We start from the raw sequence: 18,198 nt of genomic DNA on the forward strand, positions 1-18,198 counted from the left end.
GCACCGAGCCCGGCCGCTGSCAGCGGCTGGGCCTGCGCACGCAACTGGCCCTGGTCTTCGGCTCGCTGCTGGTGGGCGTGACGGTGCTGATGTCGCTGGCCTTCGGCGAACTGCTGCGCTGGCGCATGGAGCGCGAGGTCAGCGCCTCGCTGCATGCCATGGCCTCCAACGCGGCGCGGCAGTTGTCTGAAGGGCTGTTCAGCCGTGCCCATACCGTGGAGGTGCTGGCCGCTTCGCCGGAGCTGTGGGTGCAAGGGCTGGATTCCCCGGGCGTGGGAGCGCTGCTCAACCGCGCCCGTTCGCTGACGCCGTCCAACCTCTGGATAGGCGTGGCCGACGCCGAAGGCACGGTGCGCAGCGCCACCGACCAGTTGCTGGTGGGCCACGATGTCAGCGACCGGCCCTGGTTCGAGCCGGGGCTGCAGCGCGTGCATGTGGGCGACGTGCGTGCCTCCTCGCCGCGCATGGCCGCGCTGCTTGCGCCCCCGGCCGACGGCGCGCCGCGCCGGTTCATGGACTTTGCAGCGCCCATCCGCGTGGGCGGACTCACGCAGGGCGTGCTGTGCATGCACAGCAGCTGGGAATGGGTGCGAGAGACCATGCAGACCTTGCAGCAGGCCGACAGCGGGGATCGCCAGATCGGCCTCTTCATCTTTGACCGCCACGGCAAGATCATCCACGCCCCGGGCGACAGCCTGGAGCCGCTGCAGGCGCTGGACCAGCGCCTGCCGGTGGCCCATACCGTGTCTGCCGATACGTCCGATGCCACGCTGCTGCCCGTGCAGGTGGCGCGCTGGCAGGACAGCCCGCAGAGCTTTCTGACGGCCACCGTGCCGCTGCAGGCCCACAACCGGGTGACGGCCATGGGCTGGCACATCGTGGCCCGCCAGCCGCACGACAGCGCCTATGCGCCCGCGCGCCAGGCCATGCACCAGGTGCTGGCCGGCGGCCTGGCGGCGGCGCTGGTGGCCGCCGTCATCGCCTGGCTGGTGGCACGCAGGCTCAGCCAGGACCTCAAGCGCCTGGCCCGCGCGGCCAACGGCATCGATGGCAGCGGCGCGGCGCCGGACATTCCGCAGCTGCACAGCAGCCGCGAAGTGCACCGCCTCTCGCAGGCGCTGCGCGGCAGCATTGCCCAGCTGCGCTCGGCCAACGAGGCCATGGAGCGCCAGGTGCGCGAGCGCACCCTGCAGCTGCAGCAGGCCAATGCCGAGCTGGAGCACCAGGCGCGCAGCGATCCGCTCACGGGCCTGCTCAACCGCCGGGGCTTCGATTTCCAGCTGGACTTCGCCATGGCGCTGGCGCGCCGCAGCGGCCGCCCCTTGAGCGTGCTCGTCATCGACGTGGACCACTTCAAGCGCATCAACGACCAGCATGGCCATGACATGGGCGACGCCGTGCTGCGCACCCTGGCGCGCGCCTTCCGCATGCGGCTGCGCGAGTCCGACGTGCTGGCCCGCATGGGGGGCGAGGAATTCCTGGCCCTGCTGCCCGACACCACGGCCGACGCGGCCGTGGCCATTGCAGAGCAACTGCGCGAACTGCTGGCCTCCACGCCCATGGCCCACGGCGAGCCCGTCACCGCCAGCGTGGGCGTGGCCACACTGCGCGGCACCACGGACACGGCCGCCGCCATGCTGCGCCGTGGCGACGAAGCACTGTACGAGGCCAAGGGCGCAGGCCGCAACAACGTGCAGCTTCAGCGCTGAGACGGCCCCGCGCCTCTTTCTGCCCCCTCGGCTTGCCGCCTGCCGCAAAACACCTGTGCGGGAAAAAACATCACACTAATACTCAAATTGAGCATATTATTCGCAGCCATCACCAGACCTTTTCCACAGTCCCGGACGGCCACCATGCAGCTCAAATCCGTGCAGTACGACAAGCCCCATTTCTCCCACGCCGGCCAGTGCGGCATCGGCGAGGCCTGGGCCCGCATTCCCCCTGAACTGGACCGCGCCCAGCGCCTTCGGACCACCGAGCGCATACGCGCCCTGCTGCACGAGCGCGATGCCGTGCTCGTGGCCCACTACTACGTGGATGGCGAACTGCAGGACCTGGCGCGCGAGACCGGCGGCTGCGTGGGCGACTCGCTGGAGATGGCGCGCTTCGGCGCCCAGCACCAGGCCAGCACCCTGGTCGTGGCCGGCGTGCGCTTCATGGGAGAGACCGCCAAGATCCTCAGCCCGGAAAAGCGCGTGCTCATGCCCGACGACGACGCCAGCTGCTCGCTGGACCTGGGCTGCCCGGCAGACGAGTTCAGCGCCTTTTGCGACGCCCACCCGGACCACACGGTCGTGGTCTACGCCAATACCAGCGCGGCGGTGAAGGCGCGTGCCGACTGGGTGGTCACATCGTCGGTGGGACAGGACATCGTGGCCCACCTGCACGCCTGCGGCGAGAAGATCCTCTGGGCCCCCGACCGCCACCTGGGCGCCCACATCCAGCGCCAGACCGGCGCCGACATGCTGCTGTGGCATGGCTCCTGCCTGGTCCATGACGAGTTCAAGGCCGACGAACTGGCCGCCATGGCGCTGGAGTATCCGCAGGCCGCCATCCTCGTGCACCCCGAGTCGCCGGCCGCCGTGGCCGCCCAGGCGGACGTGGTGGGCTCCACCACCCAGCTCATCAACGCGGCTGGCCGGCTGCCCACAGACACCTTCATCGTGGCCACCGACCAGGGCATCCTGCACGACATGCGCATGCGCTACCCGGGCAAGACCTTCCTGCCCGCGCCCACGGCCGGCCAAGGCGCCACCTGCAAGAGCTGCGCCATGTGCCCGTGGATGGCGATGAACAGCCTGCAGGGCGTGGAGCTGGCCCTGGAGCAGGGCCTGTGCGCCATCGAGGTGGATCCCGCCATCGCCCAGGCCGCGCGCCGGCCCATCGAACGCATGCTGGCTTTCGCGGCCGGCCACCGCCAGCCCGTGCGCGCCAGCGGCGACCTTGCGCGCGATGCGGCGCTCTTCCAGCACTTCGGTCCCGCCTGAGGACAGCGCCATGACACAGCCTTGCACAGACGTACTCATCATCGGCGCCGGCCTGGCCGGCATGGCCGCTGCCCTGTCGCTGCCGCCGCATCTGCGCGTGGCCCTGCTCAGCAAGGGCGCGGCCGAGGAATGCGCCAGCGCCTGGGCCCAGGGCGGCATTGCCGCCGTGCTGGATGCACAGGACAGCATCGACGAACACCTGGCGGACACCCTGGTCGCGGGCGCAGGCCAGTGCGATGCGCAGGCCGTGCGCGCCATCCTTGAGCAGGCGCCCGACGCCATCGATTGGCTGGTGGCCCACGGCGTGCCTTTCACGCGTGACGACAGCGGTGGCCTGCACCTCACGCGCGAGGGCGGCCACGGCCGCCGCCGCATCGTGCATGCCGCCGACTGCACCGGCCAGGCCGTGCACGCCGCCCTGCTGCGCGCCTGCCGGGAGCGCGCGAACATCGATTTGCATGAACACACCAGCGCGCTGGACCTGCTGACCGAAGGACAGCCTGCGCACTGCACAGGCGCGCTGGTGCGCCTGCCCGATGGCCGCCAGCAGCGCTGGCATGCCGCGCATACCGTGCTGGCCACGGGCGGGCTGGGGCAGGTCTATCCCGCCACCACCAACCCGGCCACCGCCACGGGCGATGGCGTGGCCATGGCCTGGCGCGCAGGCTGCCGCGTAGGCGACCTGGAGTTCATGCAGTTCCATCCCACGGCCCTGCAGGTGGGCGGCCGCGCGGCCGGCCTGGTCTCCGAGGCATTGCGTGGCGAAGGCGCCCTGCTGCGCCTGCCGGACGGCACGCGCTTCATGCCTGCCCATGACGAGCGGGCCGAACTGGCGCCGCGCGACATCGTGGCCCGGGCCATCCGGCACGAGATGGACCGCCATGGCCTGGCCTTCGTGCACCTGGACATCAGCCACAGGCCCCGCGCCTGGCTGCAGTCGCATTTCCCGGGCGTGATGGCCCTGTGCGCCAGCCATGGCATCGACATTGCCACGCAACCGATTCCCGTGGCCCCCTGCGCCCACTACGCCTGCGGCGGCGTGCTGGCCGATATCGACGGGCGCACGGATGTCGATGGCCTGCGCGCCATCGGCGAGGTGGCGCGCACCGGCCTGCACGGCGCCAACCGGCTGGCCAGCAATTCGCTGCTCGAATGCGTGGTGATGGGGCGGGCTGCCGCCCGGGCCATCGCGCAGCAACCGGCTGCCGCCCCTGCGCCGGCCCGGCCGACCGAAACCCTGCAGGCCGGCGCACAGGAGCAGGACACGGCCGCCATCGCGCAGGAGTTGCGCCAGCTCATGCAGGACTGCGTGGGCATACAGCGCAGCGACCAGGGCCTGGCGCAGGCCGTGCAGCGCATTGCGGCATGGCGGGAAAGGCTGGCACCTGCCGCAGGCCATGCGCTGCGCAACCAGCTCGATGTCTGCTGGCTCATGGCCACGGCTGCCGCCGCACGGCGCGAGAGCTGCGGCGCGCATTCGCGCATCGACGCCGCACCGGCGCTGGTGGAATGAAGAATGACCCCCACGCTCCCCAAGGGGGCCGCTTTTCATCTTGGGGCGGCCCGGCAGACAAGGCCGTCAGGCCTTGGGAAGCGTCACGCCCACCTGCCTCTGGTACTTGCCGCCACGGTCGCGGTAGCTGACCTCGCAGACATCGTCGGGATCGCTCTCGAAGAACAGCACCTGGGCGCAGCCTTCACCGGCGTAGATGCGGGCGGGCAGCGGCGTGGTGTTGGAGAACTCCAGCGTCACATAGCCTTCCCATTCGGGCTCGAAGGGCGTGACGTTGACGATGATGCCGCAGCGCGCGTAGGTGCTCTTGCCCAGGCAGATGGTCAGCACGTTGCGCGGGATGCGGAAGTACTCGACCGTGCGCGCCAGCGCGAAGCTGTTGGGCGGGATGATGCAGCTGTCACCCTCGAAGTCGACGAAGCTTTTCTCATCGAAGTTCTTGGGGTCCACCACGGTGCTGTGGATGTTGGTGAACACCTTGAATTCGGGTGCGCAGCGGATGTCGTAGCCATAGCTGCTGGTGCCGTAGCTGATGATCTTGCGGCCATCGACGTTGCGAACCTGGGCCGGCTCGAAAGGCTCGATCATGCCGTGATCCTCGGCCATGCGACGGATCCACTTGTCGCTCTTGATGCTCATGGCAATTCCTCGTTCCCTAGCTGTCCTTGTCAGGCGCCAGCACCCGGCCGGGCACTGGCGCAAAGGCGCTATTTTGCTTGAGAAACGACGGTGCGCTCTATCAGGCGGTCATCGCCCAGGATGATCATGGCGAACAGCAGCTCGTCCAGGCTCTCGGCCTGGCGGGTCTTGCGCTCGAGCAGCGGCGTGCAGGCCGGGTTGATGACCACGAAGTCGGCCTCGCAGCCCGGCTGCAGATTACCCACCTGGCCGGCCAGCCCCAATGCGCGCGCCGCGCCCGCCGTGTGCTGCCACCACAGATTGCCGGGCGACAGGCTCAGGCCCTGCTTGGTCTGGCCCTCGCGGCCCGCCACGTAGGCGGCCTGCATGGTGCGGAAGGGGCTGAAGCTCATGCCGCCGCCCACGTCGCTGGCCAGGCCGTAGAGGAACTGCGCGGCGTCGGCCCGCGCAAAGTCGAAGAAGCCGCTGCCCAGGAACAGGTTGCTGGTGGGGCTCACGGCGGCGGCGGTGCTGCGTTCACGCATCAGGGCGCGGTCTTCATCGTCCAGGTGGATGCAGTGCGCGTAGACGGCGCGCTCGCGCATCAGGCCGAAGTCGTCGTAGACCGACAGATAGCTGCGGGCCTTCGGAAAGAGTTCGGCCACCCAGCGCACCTCGTCCAGGTTCTCGGCCACATGGGACTGGATCCAGACATCGGCGTAGCGGGCGGCCAGCTCGCCCGCGCCGCGCAGCTGCTCATGCGTGCTGGTGGGGGCAAAGCGCGGCGTGATCGCGTAGCCCAGGCGGTCCACGCCATGCCAGCGCTGGATCAGGGTTTCGGTGTCGATCAGGCTTTGCTCGGTCTGGTCGCGCACGCCGTCGGGGCTGTGGCGGTCCTGCAGGACCTTGCCCGTGATCATGCGCATGCCGCGCGCCTGCGACGCGCCCATGAGCGCATCGACCGACCCCGGGTGCGAGGTGGCAAAGGCCAGCGCCGTGGTCACGCCGTTGCGCTGCAGCTCGTCCAGGAAGAACTCGGCCACGCTGTCGGCATGCGCGCGTTCGCAGAAGGCCGACTCATGAGGGAAGGTGTATTTCTCCAGCCAGGGCAGCAGGCCGGCGGCGGGCGCGCCGATCACATCGGTCTGCGGATAGTGGATGTGCAGGTCGATGAAGCCTGGCGCCAGGATGCGGCCCGGCAGATGGGTGACTTCAGCGCCCGGCTGTCCGGTGAACTGCGCGTGCAGCGCCTGCCAGCTGCCGGCGGCGACCACGCGCTGCTGCCCCTTGTCATCCGGGGCGACGGCCAGCAGGCCGTCTTCGTCGTAGAGCGCCTGGCCATCGTCGGCAAAACGCAGCAATGAGGAACGGTAGATTTGCATGCCGCCAAGCTTAGCGGGCGGACAGGCAGATGCCATATCCGCAGCGCTATAGGCGCCATCGGCAGGCGCCATCCTAGGGTTTACGCCAGGACCGGACGCCCCGCAGGCCGCATCACTTGGGCAGCGTGGCCTGCACGCCTTCCACCAGCCAGTTCATCTGCAGGATCTGTGCATCGTCCAGCTGCTTGCCGGCTGGAATGCGCACCTGGCCCTGGTTGTCGCGCACCGGCTGGTCGCCGGCCTTGAAGGGCTGCAGGCGGCCCTGGGCCATGTCCTTTTGGCGCTGCAGCACTTCCTCGCGCACGGCCGGCGGCAGCCTGGGGCCGAAGCCCTCCACGCGGATCATGCCCTCGCGCACGCCGCCCCAGGTGTCCTGGCTCTTCCAGCTGCCGTCCAGCACCGCTTTGGCGCGCGCCGTGTAGTAGTCGCCCCACTGGTGGGTGACGGCCAGCAACTGGGCGTCGGGCCCGTCCTTGCGCATGTCGGAGTGGTAGGCAATCGCCATGCGGCCGCGCTCCTGGGCGGCCTGCATCACGGCGGTGGATGCGACCTGGAAGGACACCACGTCCACGCCGCCGTTGAACAGCGCCATGGCCGCATCGCGCTCGCGCGGCGGGTCGAACCAGGTATCCAGCCAGACCACCTTGACCGTGGCCTTGGGATTGACCGAGCGCATGCCCAGCGTGAAGGCGTTGATGCCCTGCAGCACCTCGGGAATCGGAAAGCCGACCACGAAGCCGGCAACGCCCGTCTTGCTGGCACGGCCTGCGGCAATGCCCGACAGATAGCGGCCCTCGTAGTAGCGAGCGTTCGAGGTGGCCACGTTGTCGGCGCGCTTGAAGCCCGTGACCGACTCGAACTTCACCTGCGGGAAGTCGCGCGCCACGCGCATCACGGACTCGGTGTAGCCGAAGCTGGTGGTGAAGATCAGTTGGTTGCCGCTGGCGGCCAGGTCGCGCAGCACGCGCTCGGCGTCGGGGCCCTCGGGCACGCTGTCCACGGCGCGGGTCTGCACGCGCGGGCCCAGGGCCGCCTGCAATGCGCGCCGGCCCTCGTCGTGCTGGCGCGTCCAGCCGGCGTCGAGCACGGGCGTCAGATAGACGAAGGCGGCCTTGAGGGGCGTGGAACCTGCGGGGGATGAAGGGGCGGGATGGCCTTGGGACAAGGCCGTGGATACAAGACTTGCGGCCGCGACTGCGGCTGCGAGGTTTTTGTACATGGTGTTCCTCTACATGGCCCGGAAATGAAAACGCACCTGCCGTGGGCAGCGGCCGGTGCGGGGCGCGATTATAGGCAGCGGCCCCGGGGGCTGCCTGGGCCTGCGCTTATGGCCTCCATAAGGGGCGGCAGATACCGTCCACCAGCGCGCAGAACCAACGCGGGTACTTAAAAGTGCTTAACACGCTCTAAGATCGTCGGCAAATTCCACCCCCAAGCAACCACCAAGGAGTACAAGACCATGCCGATGTTCGTCGATACCTCGCCCCCGGGCCAGTGCATCTTCTGCCGCCTCGTGGCGGGCGAGATCCCGTCCGCCAAGGTGTTCGAGGACGAGCAGACCATCGCCTTCATGGACATCGGCCAGGTCAATCCCGGCCATGTGCTGGTGGCCAGCAAGCGCCATGCCGTGACCCTGCTGGACCTCACGCCCGACGAGGCCGGCGCCGTGATGCGCACGGCCCAGCGCGTGGCGCGGGCCGTGCAGTCAGCGTTCGACCCCGATGGCATCAGCCTGTTCCAGGCCAACGGCGCGGCGGGCGGGCAGACCGTCTTCCACTTCCACCTGCATGTGCTGCCGCGCCACGAGGGCGACGGCGTGGGCCTGGGCTGGCCGCGCAAGGAGCCCGGCATGCAGGCGCTGCAGGACCATGCCGAGCGCCTCAGGAAGGCGCTGGCCTGAGCGGACTCAGGCCAGGGCTGCGTACTTGGCGAACACGGCCTCCAGCTGGCGCATCCAGTGGGCGCGCTGCTGGGGCGTGACGAAGCTGGCGTCAAAGCTGTTGACCGCCAGCTGCCAGGCCTGCTGCGAGTTCATGCCCGTGGCGGCGAACAGCTGCAGGTAGTTCTCGTTCACGTAGCCGCCGAAGTAGGCCGGATCATCGGAATTGACCGTGACCTTGAGACCCGCCTCCAGCAGCTGCGGCAGGTTGTGCTGCGCCAGGTCGGCCACCACGCACAGCTTGAGGTTGGACAGTGGGCAGACGGTCAGCGGCACGCCGTCGCGCACCAGGCGCTGCATCAGGGCCTCGTCTCGCGCGGCCTGCACGCCGTGGTCTATGCGCTCGGAATGCAGCACGTCCAGCGCGCCCCAGATATAGGCGGGAGGTCCCTCCTCGCCCGCATGCGCGACCAGGTGCAGGCCCAGCTCGCGGCAGCGCGCGAACACGCGGGCGAACTTCTCGGGCGGGTTGCCGACCTCGCTGCTGTCCAGCCCCACGCCGATGAAGCGGTCGCGCAGCGGCAGCGCGGCCTCCAGCGTGGCGAAGGCGTCCTCCTCGCTGAGATGGCGCAGAAAGCTCAGGATCAGCGCCGACGAGATGCCCTGCTCTATCTCCGCATCGCGGCAGGCGCGGTACAGGCCGTTGATCACGGTCTCCATGCCCACGCCGCGCTGGGTGTGGGTCTGGGGGTCGAAGAAGATCTCGGCATGGACCACGTTGTCCTGCGCGGCACGCGCCAGGTAGGCGCGCGCCATGTCGTAGAAATCCTGCTCGTACAGCAGCACGCTGGCGCCGGCGTAGTAGATGTCCAGAAAGCTTTGCAGGTCGGTGAAGGCATAGGCGCGGCGCAGGTCTTCCACGCTGGCATAGGGCAGCTTCACGCCGTTGCGCTGGGCCAGCGCGAAGATCAGCTCGGGCTCCAGCGAGCCTTCGATGTGCATGTGCAGCTCGGCCTTGGGCATGGCCTGGAGCAATTGGGGCAGATGCGCGGCATCCACGGCGGGTACGGTGTGCATCAGCAGACTCCGAAGGTGATGCCGCTGGCCCTGAGGTAGCGGCGGTAGGCGGACGACATGCGGTCGGCCGCAGAGTGCATTTCGGCGCGCGGGTCCAGCGGCAGGCACTTGGGCTGCTGCGACTCCAGCACGGGCTGGTCCTGGCAGAAGATGGTGTGCTGGAATTCCTGCAGCTGGGCGTCGGGCGAATCGAAGTCTGCCACGGCCAGCCGGAACCAGACGCGGCTGGTCTCGGGCGTGACGGGGCAGATGAACAGGGCGATGGACTCGCGCCATCCGGCCCGGGTGGTGCCGGATTCGGGCAGCTTGGTCAGCACGGCGGCATAGGGCGCCGTGACTTCGTAGGTGTACTCGACCTCGGCCGCGCTGGTGGAGTGCAGGTTGGACTGCGGCTGCACGGCCTTGCAGCCCGTGGCCAGCACGCCCGTGGCCGTGGTCTCCACGGCATAGGCTTCGATGGCCGTGGCGTCGCGGCTGCCCAGCCAGCCTTCGTGGACAAAGCCGAAGTGCGACATGTCCAGGAAGTTCTCGATGATGCGCGGCGCGCTGGCGGCCACATCGTAGGGGCCGCAGTTGAGCTTGCGCAGGTGCGCGTCCGCCTTGGCTTCAAAGGCTGGCAGTGCCGCCAGGGCCGCCAGGGCCGGAACAGCCGAGAGCTCCTCGCCCGTGGCCAGCCGCACCCAGACCAGGCCGTAGGCTTCCTGTGCCTCGAAGGCCTTCACGCACTGCGAGGGCGGGGGCGTGAAGCTGGGCAGGGCCGGCACCTTGACGCACTGGCCGCTGTCGGCGAACTGCCAGCCGTGGTAGGGGCATTCAAGGTGGCCGTTCTCGACACGGCCCATGGACAGGCGTGCGCCACGGTGCGGGCAGCGGTCCACGAAGACGCGGACCTGGCCTTGCGGATCGCGCCACAGCACCAGGGGCTGGTCCAGCAGTTGCACGCCCAGCGGCGCATCGACAACTTCGTGGGCCTGGGCCACGGGATGCCAGAGGGAGTTTTCGATCATGGGGGGAATCTCTTGCTGTCTGTCTGTGCCGCGGCGGCGGGCAGGCCGCGGCTGGGAGCGAGCATAAACCCGCTCGATGCGCAGCACAGGTACGGTACAGGTACACCTGTGCTGCGCATGAACGCCAAGGCCGCCCGAAGGCGGCCCTGGCGGCAACAGGCAACCCGGCCTGCGCCGGGTGGCCTGGCGTCTGTCTTACTTGCTGCCCTGGCCCGGCACCTTGCCTTCCACACCCTTGACGTAGAAGTTGATGCCCGTCAGGAACTTGTCTTCGGCCACGGCGTCGGCGGCCAGCAGTTCCTTGCCGTCCTGGCCTGTGATCGGGCCCTTCCAGATGTGGAAGGTGCCGTCCTTCAGACCCTTCTTGACCTCTTCGATCCGGGCCTTGGCCTCGGCGGGCACGTCATCGGCCAGCGAGACGATGTCGATCGCGCCTTCCTTCACGCCCCACCAGGTCTGCTGGCTGCTCCACTTGCCGTCCAGCATCTCGCGCACGGTCTTGGTGTAGTAGGGAGTCCAGTTGATGATGGCCGAGCCCAGGTGGGCCTTGGGGCCGTAGGCCGTCATGTCGGAGTCCCAGCCGAAGGCGCGCTTGCCCTTTTCCTCGGCCGTCTTGAGCACGGCGGCGGAGTCGGTGTTCTGGAACAGGATGTCGGCGCCGCCGTTGATCAGCGAAGTCGCAGCCTCGGTTTCCTTCGGGGGGGCGAACCACTCGTTGACCCAGACCACCTTGGTCTTGATCTTGGGGTTCATGGACTGCGCGCCCAGCGTGAAGCTGTTGATGTTGCGCAGCACTTCGGGAATCGGCACGGAGCCGACCACGCCCAGCACGTTGGACTTGGTCATGGAGCCCGCGATGATGCCGGCCAGATAAGCGCCTTCGTAGGTGCGGCTGTCGTAGGTGCTGACGTTGGCGGCGGTCTTGTAGCCGGTGGCGTGCTCGAACTTCACATCGGGGAAGTCGGGAGCGATCTTCTGGATGGGCTCCATGTAGCCGAAGGTGGTGCCGAAGACCAGCTTGTTGCCGTTGGCGGCCATGTCGCGCAGCACGCGCTCGGCGTCGGCGCCCTCGGGCACGCTCTCGACGTAGGAGGTCTTGATCTTGTCGCCGAATTCCTTCTCCAGCGCCAGGCGGCCCTGGTCGTGGGCAAAGGTGTAGCCGCCGTCACCGACGGGGCCCACGTAGGCGAAGGCGATCTTCAAAGGCTCGGTTGCAGCGGCAGCAGGGGCCTCGGCAACGGGAGCGGGCGCAGGCGCGGCCTCCTCCTTCTTGCCACAGCCGGCCAGCGCGGCGGCGGCCACGGCCGACAGCGCTGCCACCTTGATCAGGGAGCGTTTGTGAAGATCAGTCATCGAAGTTTCCTCAAGTGGTCCTGCGGCAGGCAGGAAGAAGGCGGTGTCCGCAGGGGCGCAGACCCGCCGCGATGGGTCCCGAGAATAAAGCAAGAATGGCGCCAGCCGGCTGCGCCAGAGCCACCAGGCATGCGGGAAAACCACATTTTGGGGGCTTTGCACAATCGTGGTGCATAGGGCGGACCCGTCTGGCGGATCGCGGCAGAAAAAAGGGCCCCGAAGGGCCCTTGTTGCATGGACTGCCGCCGGATCACTTGGCGCCCGGCACCTTGCCTTCGACGCCGTTGACGAAGAAGTTGATGCTGGTCATGAAGCCCAGGTCGCCGACCTGGCCTGCCGTCAGCACTTCCTTGCCCGCGTTGTCCTTGATGGGGCCGGTCCAGACGGCGAAGCTGCCGTCCTTCAAGCCGTCGCGTGCCTTGGCGACCTTGTCCTTGATGTCCTGGGGCACGTCGTCGGCGATCTTCACGAGGTCGATGGCGCCTTCCTTCACGCCCCACCAGAACGAGCCGCCCTGCCACTTGCCGTCCAGCGTGTCCTGGGTGACCTTGCTGTAGTAAGGCGTCCAGTCGATCACGGCCGAGCCCAGGTGGGCCTTGGGCGCGAAGGCGCTCATGTCGCCGTCCTTGCCGAAGGCGCGCGCACCGCGTTCCTCGGCCGTCTTGAGCACGGCCGGGGAGTTGGTGTTCTGGTAGAGCACGTCCACGCCGCCGTTGATCAGCGAGGTGGCGGCCTCGGACTCCTTGGGCGGGGCGAACCACTCGTTCACCCAGACCACCTTGGCCTTGATCGAGGGATCGACGCTTTGCGCACCCAGCACGAAGCTGTTGATGTTGCGCACCACTTCAGGGATAGGCACCGAGGCCACGACGCCGATGGTCTTGGTCTTGGTCATGCCGCCGGCCACGATGCCGGCCAGGTAGGCGCCCTCGAAGGTCTTGGTGTCGTAGGTGGCCACGTTGTCGGCATTCTTGTAGCCGGTGGCGTGCTCGAACTTCACGTCCTTGAGGTCGGCCGCGACCTTCTGCACGAACTCCTGGTAGCCGAAGCTGGTCGCGAAGATCAGCTTGTTGCCCTGGCCGGCCATGTCGCGCATCACGCGCTCGGCATCGGCGCTCTCGGGCACGCTTTCGACGAAGGAGGTTTCCACCTTGTCGCCGAACTTCTCCTGGATGGCCTTGCGGCCCAGCTCATGCTGGAAGGTCCAGCCGCCGTCGCCGATGGGGCTGACGTACATGAAGCCGATCTTGAGCTTCTCGGCCGGCGCCTGCGCTGCGGGCGCGGCAGCGGGAGCCGGCGCTGCGGCCTCTTCCTTCTTGCCGCAGGCGGTCAGGGCCGCCACCGAGATGGCCGACAGGCCGATCATCTTCACAAGCGTGCTTTTGAGGCCAGGTTTCAGGGTGCGTTCGCGCAAAGCGGGCATGCGTTTGTCCTTTTGTGGTTCTGGAGGGAGAGAGAAACAATGAAAGCGTCAGGAGCCCGGGTAGAAGGGCTTGCCCAGCGAGGCCGGCATGTTGGCGCGGATCCAGGTCGGATTGCGCGAGATCAGCACCAGCACGACGATGGTCGCCAGGTACGGCAGCATGGACAGCAGTTGGCTGGCCACCTGCACGCCCGTGGCCTGCAAATGGAACTGCAGCATGGTCACGCCGCCGAACAGGTAGGCGCCCAGCAGCACGCGCGCAGGGCGCCAGGTGGCGAAGGTGGTCAGCGCCAGCGCGATCCAGCCCCGGCCCGACACCATGCCTTCCACCCACAGCGGCGTGTAGACGGTGGAGATGTAGGCACCGGCCAGACCGCACATGGCGCCGCCGAAGACCACGGCCGCCAGGCGGATGCGGCGCACCGGATAGCCCAGCGCATGGGCCGACTGGGGCGACTCGCCCACGGCGCGCAGCACCAGGCCGGCCCGGGTGCGGTAGAGGAACCAGACCAGGGCCGCCGCAATGGCCACCGCGCCATAGACCAGCGGATGCAGGCGGAACAGCGCCGTGCCCACCACGGGCAGGTCGGACAGCCAGGGCACGGCGAACTTGGGCAGCTCGGGCAGGCGCGCCTGCACATAGCCCAGGCCCAGGAAGGCCGAGAAGCCCGTGCCGAACAGCGACAGGGCCAGCCCCGTCGCGTACTGGTTGGTGTTCAGCCAGATCACCAGCACGCCGAAGATGGCGGCCAGCAGCGCGCCCGCACCCATGCCGGCCAGAAAGCCCACGGTGGTGCTGCCCGTGTGGACCACGGCGGCAAAGCCCGCGATGGCGGCGCACAGCATCATGCCCTCGGCACCCAGGTTGACGATGCCGGCCTTTTCATTGATCAGCAGGCCCAGCGCGGCCAGCGCCAGCACGGTGCCGGCGCTGAGCGTGGAGCCCAGCAGCAGTGCATAGGATTCCATCAGCGGGCCTCCTTGACGGCAGGCGCCGCTGCGGGCGGGACCACGGGCGTGCGGGACACCCAGCGCACGCGGTAGGCCACCAGCGTGTCGCAGGCCAGCAGCGTGAACAGCAGCAGGCCCTGGAACACGCCGGTCAGCGCCTTGGGCAGGCCCAGGCGCGACTGGGCGAGTTCGCCCCCGATATAGAACATGCTCATGAGAATCGCGGAAAAGATCATGCCCACGGGATGCAGGCGACCGACGAAGGCCACGATGATGGCGGCGAAGCCGTAGCCGGCCGGGACATAGGGCGTGAGCTGGCCCAGCGGGCCGGCCACTTCCAGCGCACCGGCCAGGCCGGCGGTGGCGCCCGAGATCAGCAGCGCCGTCCACAGCGCACGGCGCGAGGAGAAGCCCGCGTAGCGTGCGGCGGCCGGAGCCAGCCCACCGACCTGCAGCGCAAAGCCGGCGCGGGTGCGGAACAGGAAGATCCACAGCATGGCCGCCGCGGCCAGCGCCAGCAGCAGGCCGATATTGGTGCGCATGCCCTGCATCAGCTTGGGGATCTGCGTGACGCGCTCGAAGGTCTTGGTCTGCGGGAAGTTGTAGCCCATGGGGTCCTTCCACGGCCCGTAGACCAGAAAGCCCAGCACCAGGGTGGCCACGTAGACCAGCATCAGGCTGACCAGGATTTCATTGGCATTGAAGCGGTCGCGCAGCAGGGCCACGATGCCGGCCCAGACCATGCCGCCCAGCATGCCGGCCACCAGGATGGCGGGCACGATCCAGGGCCCCGTGGTCTTGTCCGCCAGCAGCGCCACGCCGCCTGCGGCCACGGCGCCGATCACGAACTGGCCTTCGGCACCGATGTTCCACACATTGGAGCGAAAGCACACGGCCAGGCCCAGCGCGATCAGCAGCAGCGGCGTGGCCTTGACGGCCAGCTCGCCCAGCGCATAGGTGGACTTGACGGGGTCCCAGAAGAAGGCCTGCAGGCCGCGCACCGGGTCCTTGCCCAGCATCACGAACAGGCACACGCCGATCAGCACGGTGATGGCCAGCGCCAGCACGGGCGAACCGTAGGTCCACAGCTTCGAGGCCTGGGGGCGTTGCTCAAGCTTGAACATGGGCGCCTCCCCTGGCGGCATTCTGGGCGGCGTTCGGTGCGGCAGCACCGTCCCACAGGCCGCTCATCCACTCGCCGATCTGCTGCACGGTGGCATCGGCCCGCGCCACGGAGGGCGACAGCCGGCCCTTGGCCACCACATGCAGGCGGTCACATATCTCGAACAATTCGTCCAACTCCTCGCTGAGCACCAGCACGGCGCAGCCCTCGTCGCGCAATTGCAGGATGGCGCCGCGTATCTGCGCGGCCGCCCCCACGTCCACCCCCCAGGTGGGCTGGGAGATGATGAGCAGCGCGGGCCTGGCATCGATCTCGCGGCCCACGATGAATTTCTGCAGGTTGCCGCCCGACAGCGACTGCGCCGCCGCGTTGGGGCCGCCGGCCTTGACGTTGAAGCGCGCAATGATGGCGCGCGCCTGCTCCTGCAGCTGGCCCATGCGAATCCAGCCGCCTTTGCCCAGCGCGGTCTTGCGCGTGAGCAGCAGGTTGTGCGCCAGGCCCATGCTGGGCACGGCGCCGCGGCCAAGACGCTCCTCCGGCACGAAGTGCAGGCCCAGCGCACGGCGCCGGCCGGGGCCCAGGCGCCCCGCCTCCCGGCCGGCAATCTGCACCATTTCGGGCGCCGCGCGCGTGTCCTCGCCGGACAGCGCATACAGCAATTCCTTCTGGCCATTGCCCGAGACACCGGCGATGCCCACGACTTCGCCCGCGCGCACATCGAGCTGTATGCCCTGCAGGTCCACGCCGAAGGGCTCCGAGCGCGGCAGCGCCAGGCCCTGCACGCGCAGCACGCTGGCGCCGACCTGGGATTCGCGGTGCGTGAGTTCGGGCGGCTCCGAGCCGATCATCAGCCGCGACAGCGAGGCATTGCTCTCCACGGCCGGATTGCACACGCCGGTCACCTGCCCGCCGCGCAGCACGGTACAGGCCGTGCACAGCGAGCGGATCTCGTGCAGCTTGTGGCTGATGTAGAGGATGGAGCAGCCCTCGGACGCCAGGCGGCGCAGCACGACGAAGAGCTTTTCCACCGCCTGCGGCGTGAGCACCGAGGTGGGCTCGTCAAGAATGAGCACGCGCGGGTGCGTGAGCAGGGCGCGGATGATTTCCACGCGCTGCATCTCGCCCACGCTCAGCGTGTGCACGGGGCGGTGGGGATCGACCTCCAGCCCGTAGTCATGCGCCGTGGACTCGATGCGCTGCACCACCTCGGCCAGCGGCAGGCTCTTGTCCAGGCCCAGCCAGACGTTCTCGGCCACGGACAGCGTGTCGAACAGGCTGAAATGCTGGAACACCATGGCGATGCCCAGCTGGCGCGCCTCCTGCGGGTTGCGGATGTGGACCGGCTTGCCATCGACCTCGATGCGGCCCTCGTCGGGCTTGACGGCGCCGTAGATGATCTTCATCAGCGTGGACTTGCCGGCGCCGTTCTCGCCCAGGATGGCATGCACTTCGCCGGCGCCCACGGTCAGCGAGATGCCGTTGTTGGCCACCACCGCCGGATAGCGCTTGGTGATGCCTGTCAGCTGAAGCCGCGGCGGCGCTGCTGCTGGCAGGGGGACTGTATCGGGGGGATTCATGGCTGGGATTGTCTTTCAATTTCTGCAACAAACTGGAACACAAGTCCTTGAAACCGCCTCGGCGGCCCTCATATCGGCCATCACTTTGTTCACCCAAAAGGCGGTTCCTATCGCCGTCGCCTAGCGGGCACGGGACATCAGCGCCACCTGCCGCACGGCGTCGCGCAGCCAGCGTGTGGACGCGCCCATGTGCGTGCGGGCATGCCACAGCTGGTAGTACACCAGCGGCGCAAACTCCACCGGGCAGGGCAGGATCACCAGGGGCAGGCGCTGGCTGAAGCGCTCGCAGAACAGCCGCCCCGTGGTCAGCACCAGCAAGCTGGTGGCCACGATGTCAGGAATCAGGCTGAAATGCGCGCAGCGCGCCGCCACCTGGCGCTGCAGGCCCATGCGGGAGAGCTGGTCGTCGATCACGCCGCGCGCGCCCGGGTAGGTGGGCGTGGGCGCGATGTGCTCGGCCTCCAGCCACTGGGCCACGTCCCAGCCGCGTCGCACGGCCGGATGCTGGGGGCTGACCAGGCAGACCACCTCGTCCTCGAACAGGCTGGCCATGTGCAGGCCCTGCGGCGGCTCGGGCCAGTTGCCGATCACCACGTCCACATCGCCCTGGGCCAGTTGCACCTCGTAGTGCGCGTCGCCGTTGAGGGCCAGGATGTCCACGGGGCAGCCGGGCGCCTCGGTCTTGAGGTGGGCCACCAGGCGCGGCAGGAACAGCGGGTCCAGGTAGTCGCTGGCGGCGATGCGGAAGGTGCGCGTGGAGGTGCGGGGATCGAAATGGCGCGCATCGCTGAACAGGCCTTCGGCCGCGCGCAGGATGTCGGCCGCCGGCTGCACCATGCGCAGCCCGGCCTCGGTGGGCTGCATGTGCGCGCCCGAACGCACCAGCAGCGAATCGCCGGCCAGGTCGCGCAGGCGCTTGAGCGCAGCGGACACCGCCGGCTGGTGCATGCCCAGGCGCAATGCGGCACGCGAGACGCTGCGCTCGGTCAGCACCGTGTGCAGCACCCGTATCAGGTGCAGATCAATCTTGTCGAACAGGGCCTGGTCGCGCATGTAGCGAAGCAATCAGCGAAAAAAAGAGCGGTCGCGCCGGGGACGCGCCGCAGGTCATGGGGAGCCCGCAGCGTAACCCAGCCATGACCCTCGCCAGCTAGATACAAGCACCAAGAATGCCCTGGGCAGGGGCGGTTAAACACTTGTGCACGCAGCACATGCAATATGCGAGCCAGTCGCCGGCAAACCATTGTCCAAACCTATACAGACTTGCAGACTGTTAGCGTGATTCAATGAAATCGCTTCAAAAGGAAG

General features: G+C 68.4%; 15 protein-coding genes. 4 read left to right on the top strand and 11 right to left on the bottom strand.

The features are described 5' to 3' along the window. The 3 genes from GRX31_RS18615 to nadB all read left to right on the top strand — a co-directional run. A partial coding sequence (locus GRX31_RS18615) for a sensor domain-containing diguanylate cyclase (RefSeq protein ID WP_442874090.1) occupies nt 1-1,709 on the top strand: 1,709 nt, incomplete at its 5' end. Between the two features lie 144 nt (nt 1,710-1,853). After that, complete coding sequence (gene nadA, locus GRX31_RS18620) at nt 1,854-2,987, top strand: quinolinate synthase NadA (RefSeq protein ID WP_043790471.1); 1,134 nt, start codon at nt 1,854-1,856, stop codon at nt 2,985-2,987. A gap of 10 nt (nt 2,988-2,997) precedes the next feature. Further along, nucleotides 2,998-4,500, top strand: coding sequence for an L-aspartate oxidase (gene nadB, locus GRX31_RS18625; RefSeq protein ID WP_160854159.1), 1,503 nt, complete (start codon nt 2,998-3,000; stop codon nt 4,498-4,500). A gap of 66 nt (nt 4,501-4,566) precedes the next feature. Here the strand turns inward: nadB and dcd are convergent, their stop codons facing one another. From dcd to GRX31_RS18640, 3 genes are all read right to left on the bottom strand, one after another. After that, nucleotides 4,567-5,139 carry a dCTP deaminase gene (gene dcd / locus GRX31_RS18630; RefSeq protein WP_160854161.1) on the bottom strand — a complete coding sequence of 191 codons (573 nt, stop codon included), beginning with the start codon at nt 5,137-5,139 and terminating at the stop codon, nt 4,567-4,569. Between the two features lie 68 nt (nt 5,140-5,207). Further along, nucleotides 5,208-6,500 carry a guanine deaminase gene (guaD, locus tag GRX31_RS18635; RefSeq protein WP_160854163.1) on the bottom strand — a complete coding sequence of 431 codons (1,293 nt, stop codon included), beginning with the start codon at nt 6,498-6,500 and terminating at the stop codon, nt 5,208-5,210. Nucleotides 6,501-6,612: 112 nt separating this feature from the next. After that, nucleotides 6,613-7,719 carry a BMP family ABC transporter substrate-binding protein gene (locus GRX31_RS18640; protein ID WP_046241130.1) on the bottom strand — a complete coding sequence of 369 codons (1,107 nt, stop codon included), beginning with the start codon at nt 7,717-7,719 and terminating at the stop codon, nt 6,613-6,615. A 240-nt stretch (nt 7,720-7,959) separates the two neighbouring features. Between GRX31_RS18640 and GRX31_RS18645 the strand changes: the two genes are divergently transcribed. Next, on the top strand, nt 7,960-8,400 hold the full coding sequence (locus tag GRX31_RS18645; RefSeq protein ID WP_043790738.1) for an HIT family protein: 441 nt from the start codon (nt 7,960-7,962) through the stop codon (nt 8,398-8,400). A gap of 6 nt (nt 8,401-8,406) precedes the next feature. On the opposite strand, the gene GRX31_RS18650 is transcribed toward GRX31_RS18645, so the two are convergent. From GRX31_RS18650 to GRX31_RS18685, 8 genes are all read right to left on the bottom strand, one after another. After that, complete coding sequence (locus GRX31_RS18650) at nt 8,407-9,456, bottom strand: adenosine deaminase (RefSeq protein ID WP_046241128.1); 1,050 nt, start codon at nt 9,454-9,456, stop codon at nt 8,407-8,409. Further along, complete coding sequence (locus GRX31_RS18655; protein WP_160854165.1) at nt 9,456-10,463, bottom strand: aromatic ring-hydroxylating dioxygenase subunit alpha; 1,008 nt, start codon at nt 10,461-10,463, stop codon at nt 9,456-9,458. The genes GRX31_RS18650 and GRX31_RS18655 overlap by 1 nt, the downstream gene beginning before the upstream one ends. Before the next feature lie 195 nt (nt 10,464-10,658). Beyond that, nucleotides 10,659-11,816 (bottom strand): BMP family ABC transporter substrate-binding protein, encoded by a 1,158-nt coding sequence (locus GRX31_RS18660; RefSeq protein WP_160854167.1) that lies wholly within the window; start codon nt 11,814-11,816, stop codon nt 10,659-10,661. A gap of 250 nt (nt 11,817-12,066) precedes the next feature. Then, a complete protein-coding gene (locus GRX31_RS18665) occupies nt 12,067-13,239 on the bottom strand; it encodes a BMP family ABC transporter substrate-binding protein (protein ID WP_016449763.1) in 1,173 nt (390 codons plus the stop codon). A 48-nt stretch (nt 13,240-13,287) separates the two neighbouring features. Continuing rightward, the gene (locus GRX31_RS18670) at nt 13,288-14,208 is read right to left on the bottom strand and encodes an ABC transporter permease (RefSeq protein WP_016449764.1); all 921 of its coding nucleotides are present in this window, start codon (nt 14,206-14,208) and stop codon (nt 13,288-13,290) included. Beyond that, nucleotides 14,208-15,314, bottom strand: coding sequence for an ABC transporter permease (locus GRX31_RS18675; RefSeq protein ID WP_160854169.1), 1,107 nt, complete (start codon nt 15,312-15,314; stop codon nt 14,208-14,210). Before GRX31_RS18675 ends, GRX31_RS18670 begins: the two co-directional genes overlap by 1 nt. Then, a complete protein-coding gene (locus GRX31_RS18680) occupies nt 15,301-16,890 on the bottom strand; it encodes an ABC transporter ATP-binding protein (RefSeq protein WP_160854171.1) in 1,590 nt (529 codons plus the stop codon). Before GRX31_RS18680 ends, GRX31_RS18675 begins: the two co-directional genes overlap by 14 nt. Nucleotides 16,891-17,010: 120 nt before the next feature. Further along, complete coding sequence (locus GRX31_RS18685) at nt 17,011-17,943, bottom strand: LysR family transcriptional regulator (protein ID WP_016449767.1); 933 nt, start codon at nt 17,941-17,943, stop codon at nt 17,011-17,013. Nucleotides 17,944-18,198 lie beyond the last annotated feature (255 nt).

The organism is Delftia sp. CH05 (assembly GCF_009827015.1).
Lineage (GTDB): Bacteria > Pseudomonadota > Gammaproteobacteria > Burkholderiales > Burkholderiaceae_C > Comamonas > Comamonas tsuruhatensis.

Bases quoted from the DNA above. Each gene is read 5' to 3' on its own strand.
- GRX31_RS18640 (WP_046241130.1), bottom strand. From the start codon at position 7,719: ATGTACAAAAACCTCGCAGCCGCAGTCGCGGCCGCAAGTCTTGTATCC.
- nadA (WP_043790471.1), top strand. From the start codon at position 1,854: ATGCAGCTCAAATCCGTGCAGTACGACAAGCCCCATTTCTCCCACGCC.
- GRX31_RS18680 (WP_160854171.1), bottom strand. From the start codon at position 16,890: ATGAATCCCCCCGATACAGTCCCCCTGCCAGCAGCAGCGCCGCCGCGG.
- GRX31_RS18675 (WP_160854169.1), bottom strand. From the start codon at position 15,314: ATGTTCAAGCTTGAGCAACGCCCCCAGGCCTCGAAGCTGTGGACCTAC.
- GRX31_RS18670 (WP_016449764.1), bottom strand. From the start codon at position 14,208: ATGGAATCCTATGCACTGCTGCTGGGCTCCACGCTCAGCGCCGGCACC.
- GRX31_RS18660 (WP_160854167.1), bottom strand. From the start codon at position 11,816: ATGACTGATCTTCACAAACGCTCCCTGATCAAGGTGGCAGCGCTGTCG.
- nadB (WP_160854159.1), top strand. From the start codon at position 2,998: ATGACACAGCCTTGCACAGACGTACTCATCATCGGCGCCGGCCTGGCC.
- GRX31_RS18665 (WP_016449763.1), bottom strand. From the start codon at position 13,239: ATGCCCGCTTTGCGCGAACGCACCCTGAAACCTGGCCTCAAAAGCACG.
- guaD (WP_160854163.1), bottom strand. From the start codon at position 6,500: ATGCAAATCTACCGTTCCTCATTGCTGCGTTTTGCCGACGATGGCCAG.
- GRX31_RS18645 (WP_043790738.1), top strand. From the start codon at position 7,960: ATGCCGATGTTCGTCGATACCTCGCCCCCGGGCCAGTGCATCTTCTGC.
- GRX31_RS18655 (WP_160854165.1), bottom strand. From the start codon at position 10,463: ATGATCGAAAACTCCCTCTGGCATCCCGTGGCCCAGGCCCACGAAGTT.
- GRX31_RS18650 (WP_046241128.1), bottom strand. From the start codon at position 9,456: ATGCACACCGTACCCGCCGTGGATGCCGCGCATCTGCCCCAATTGCTC.
- GRX31_RS18685 (WP_016449767.1), bottom strand. From the start codon at position 17,943: ATGCGCGACCAGGCCCTGTTCGACAAGATTGATCTGCACCTGATACGG.
- dcd (WP_160854161.1), bottom strand. From the start codon at position 5,139: ATGAGCATCAAGAGCGACAAGTGGATCCGTCGCATGGCCGAGGATCAC.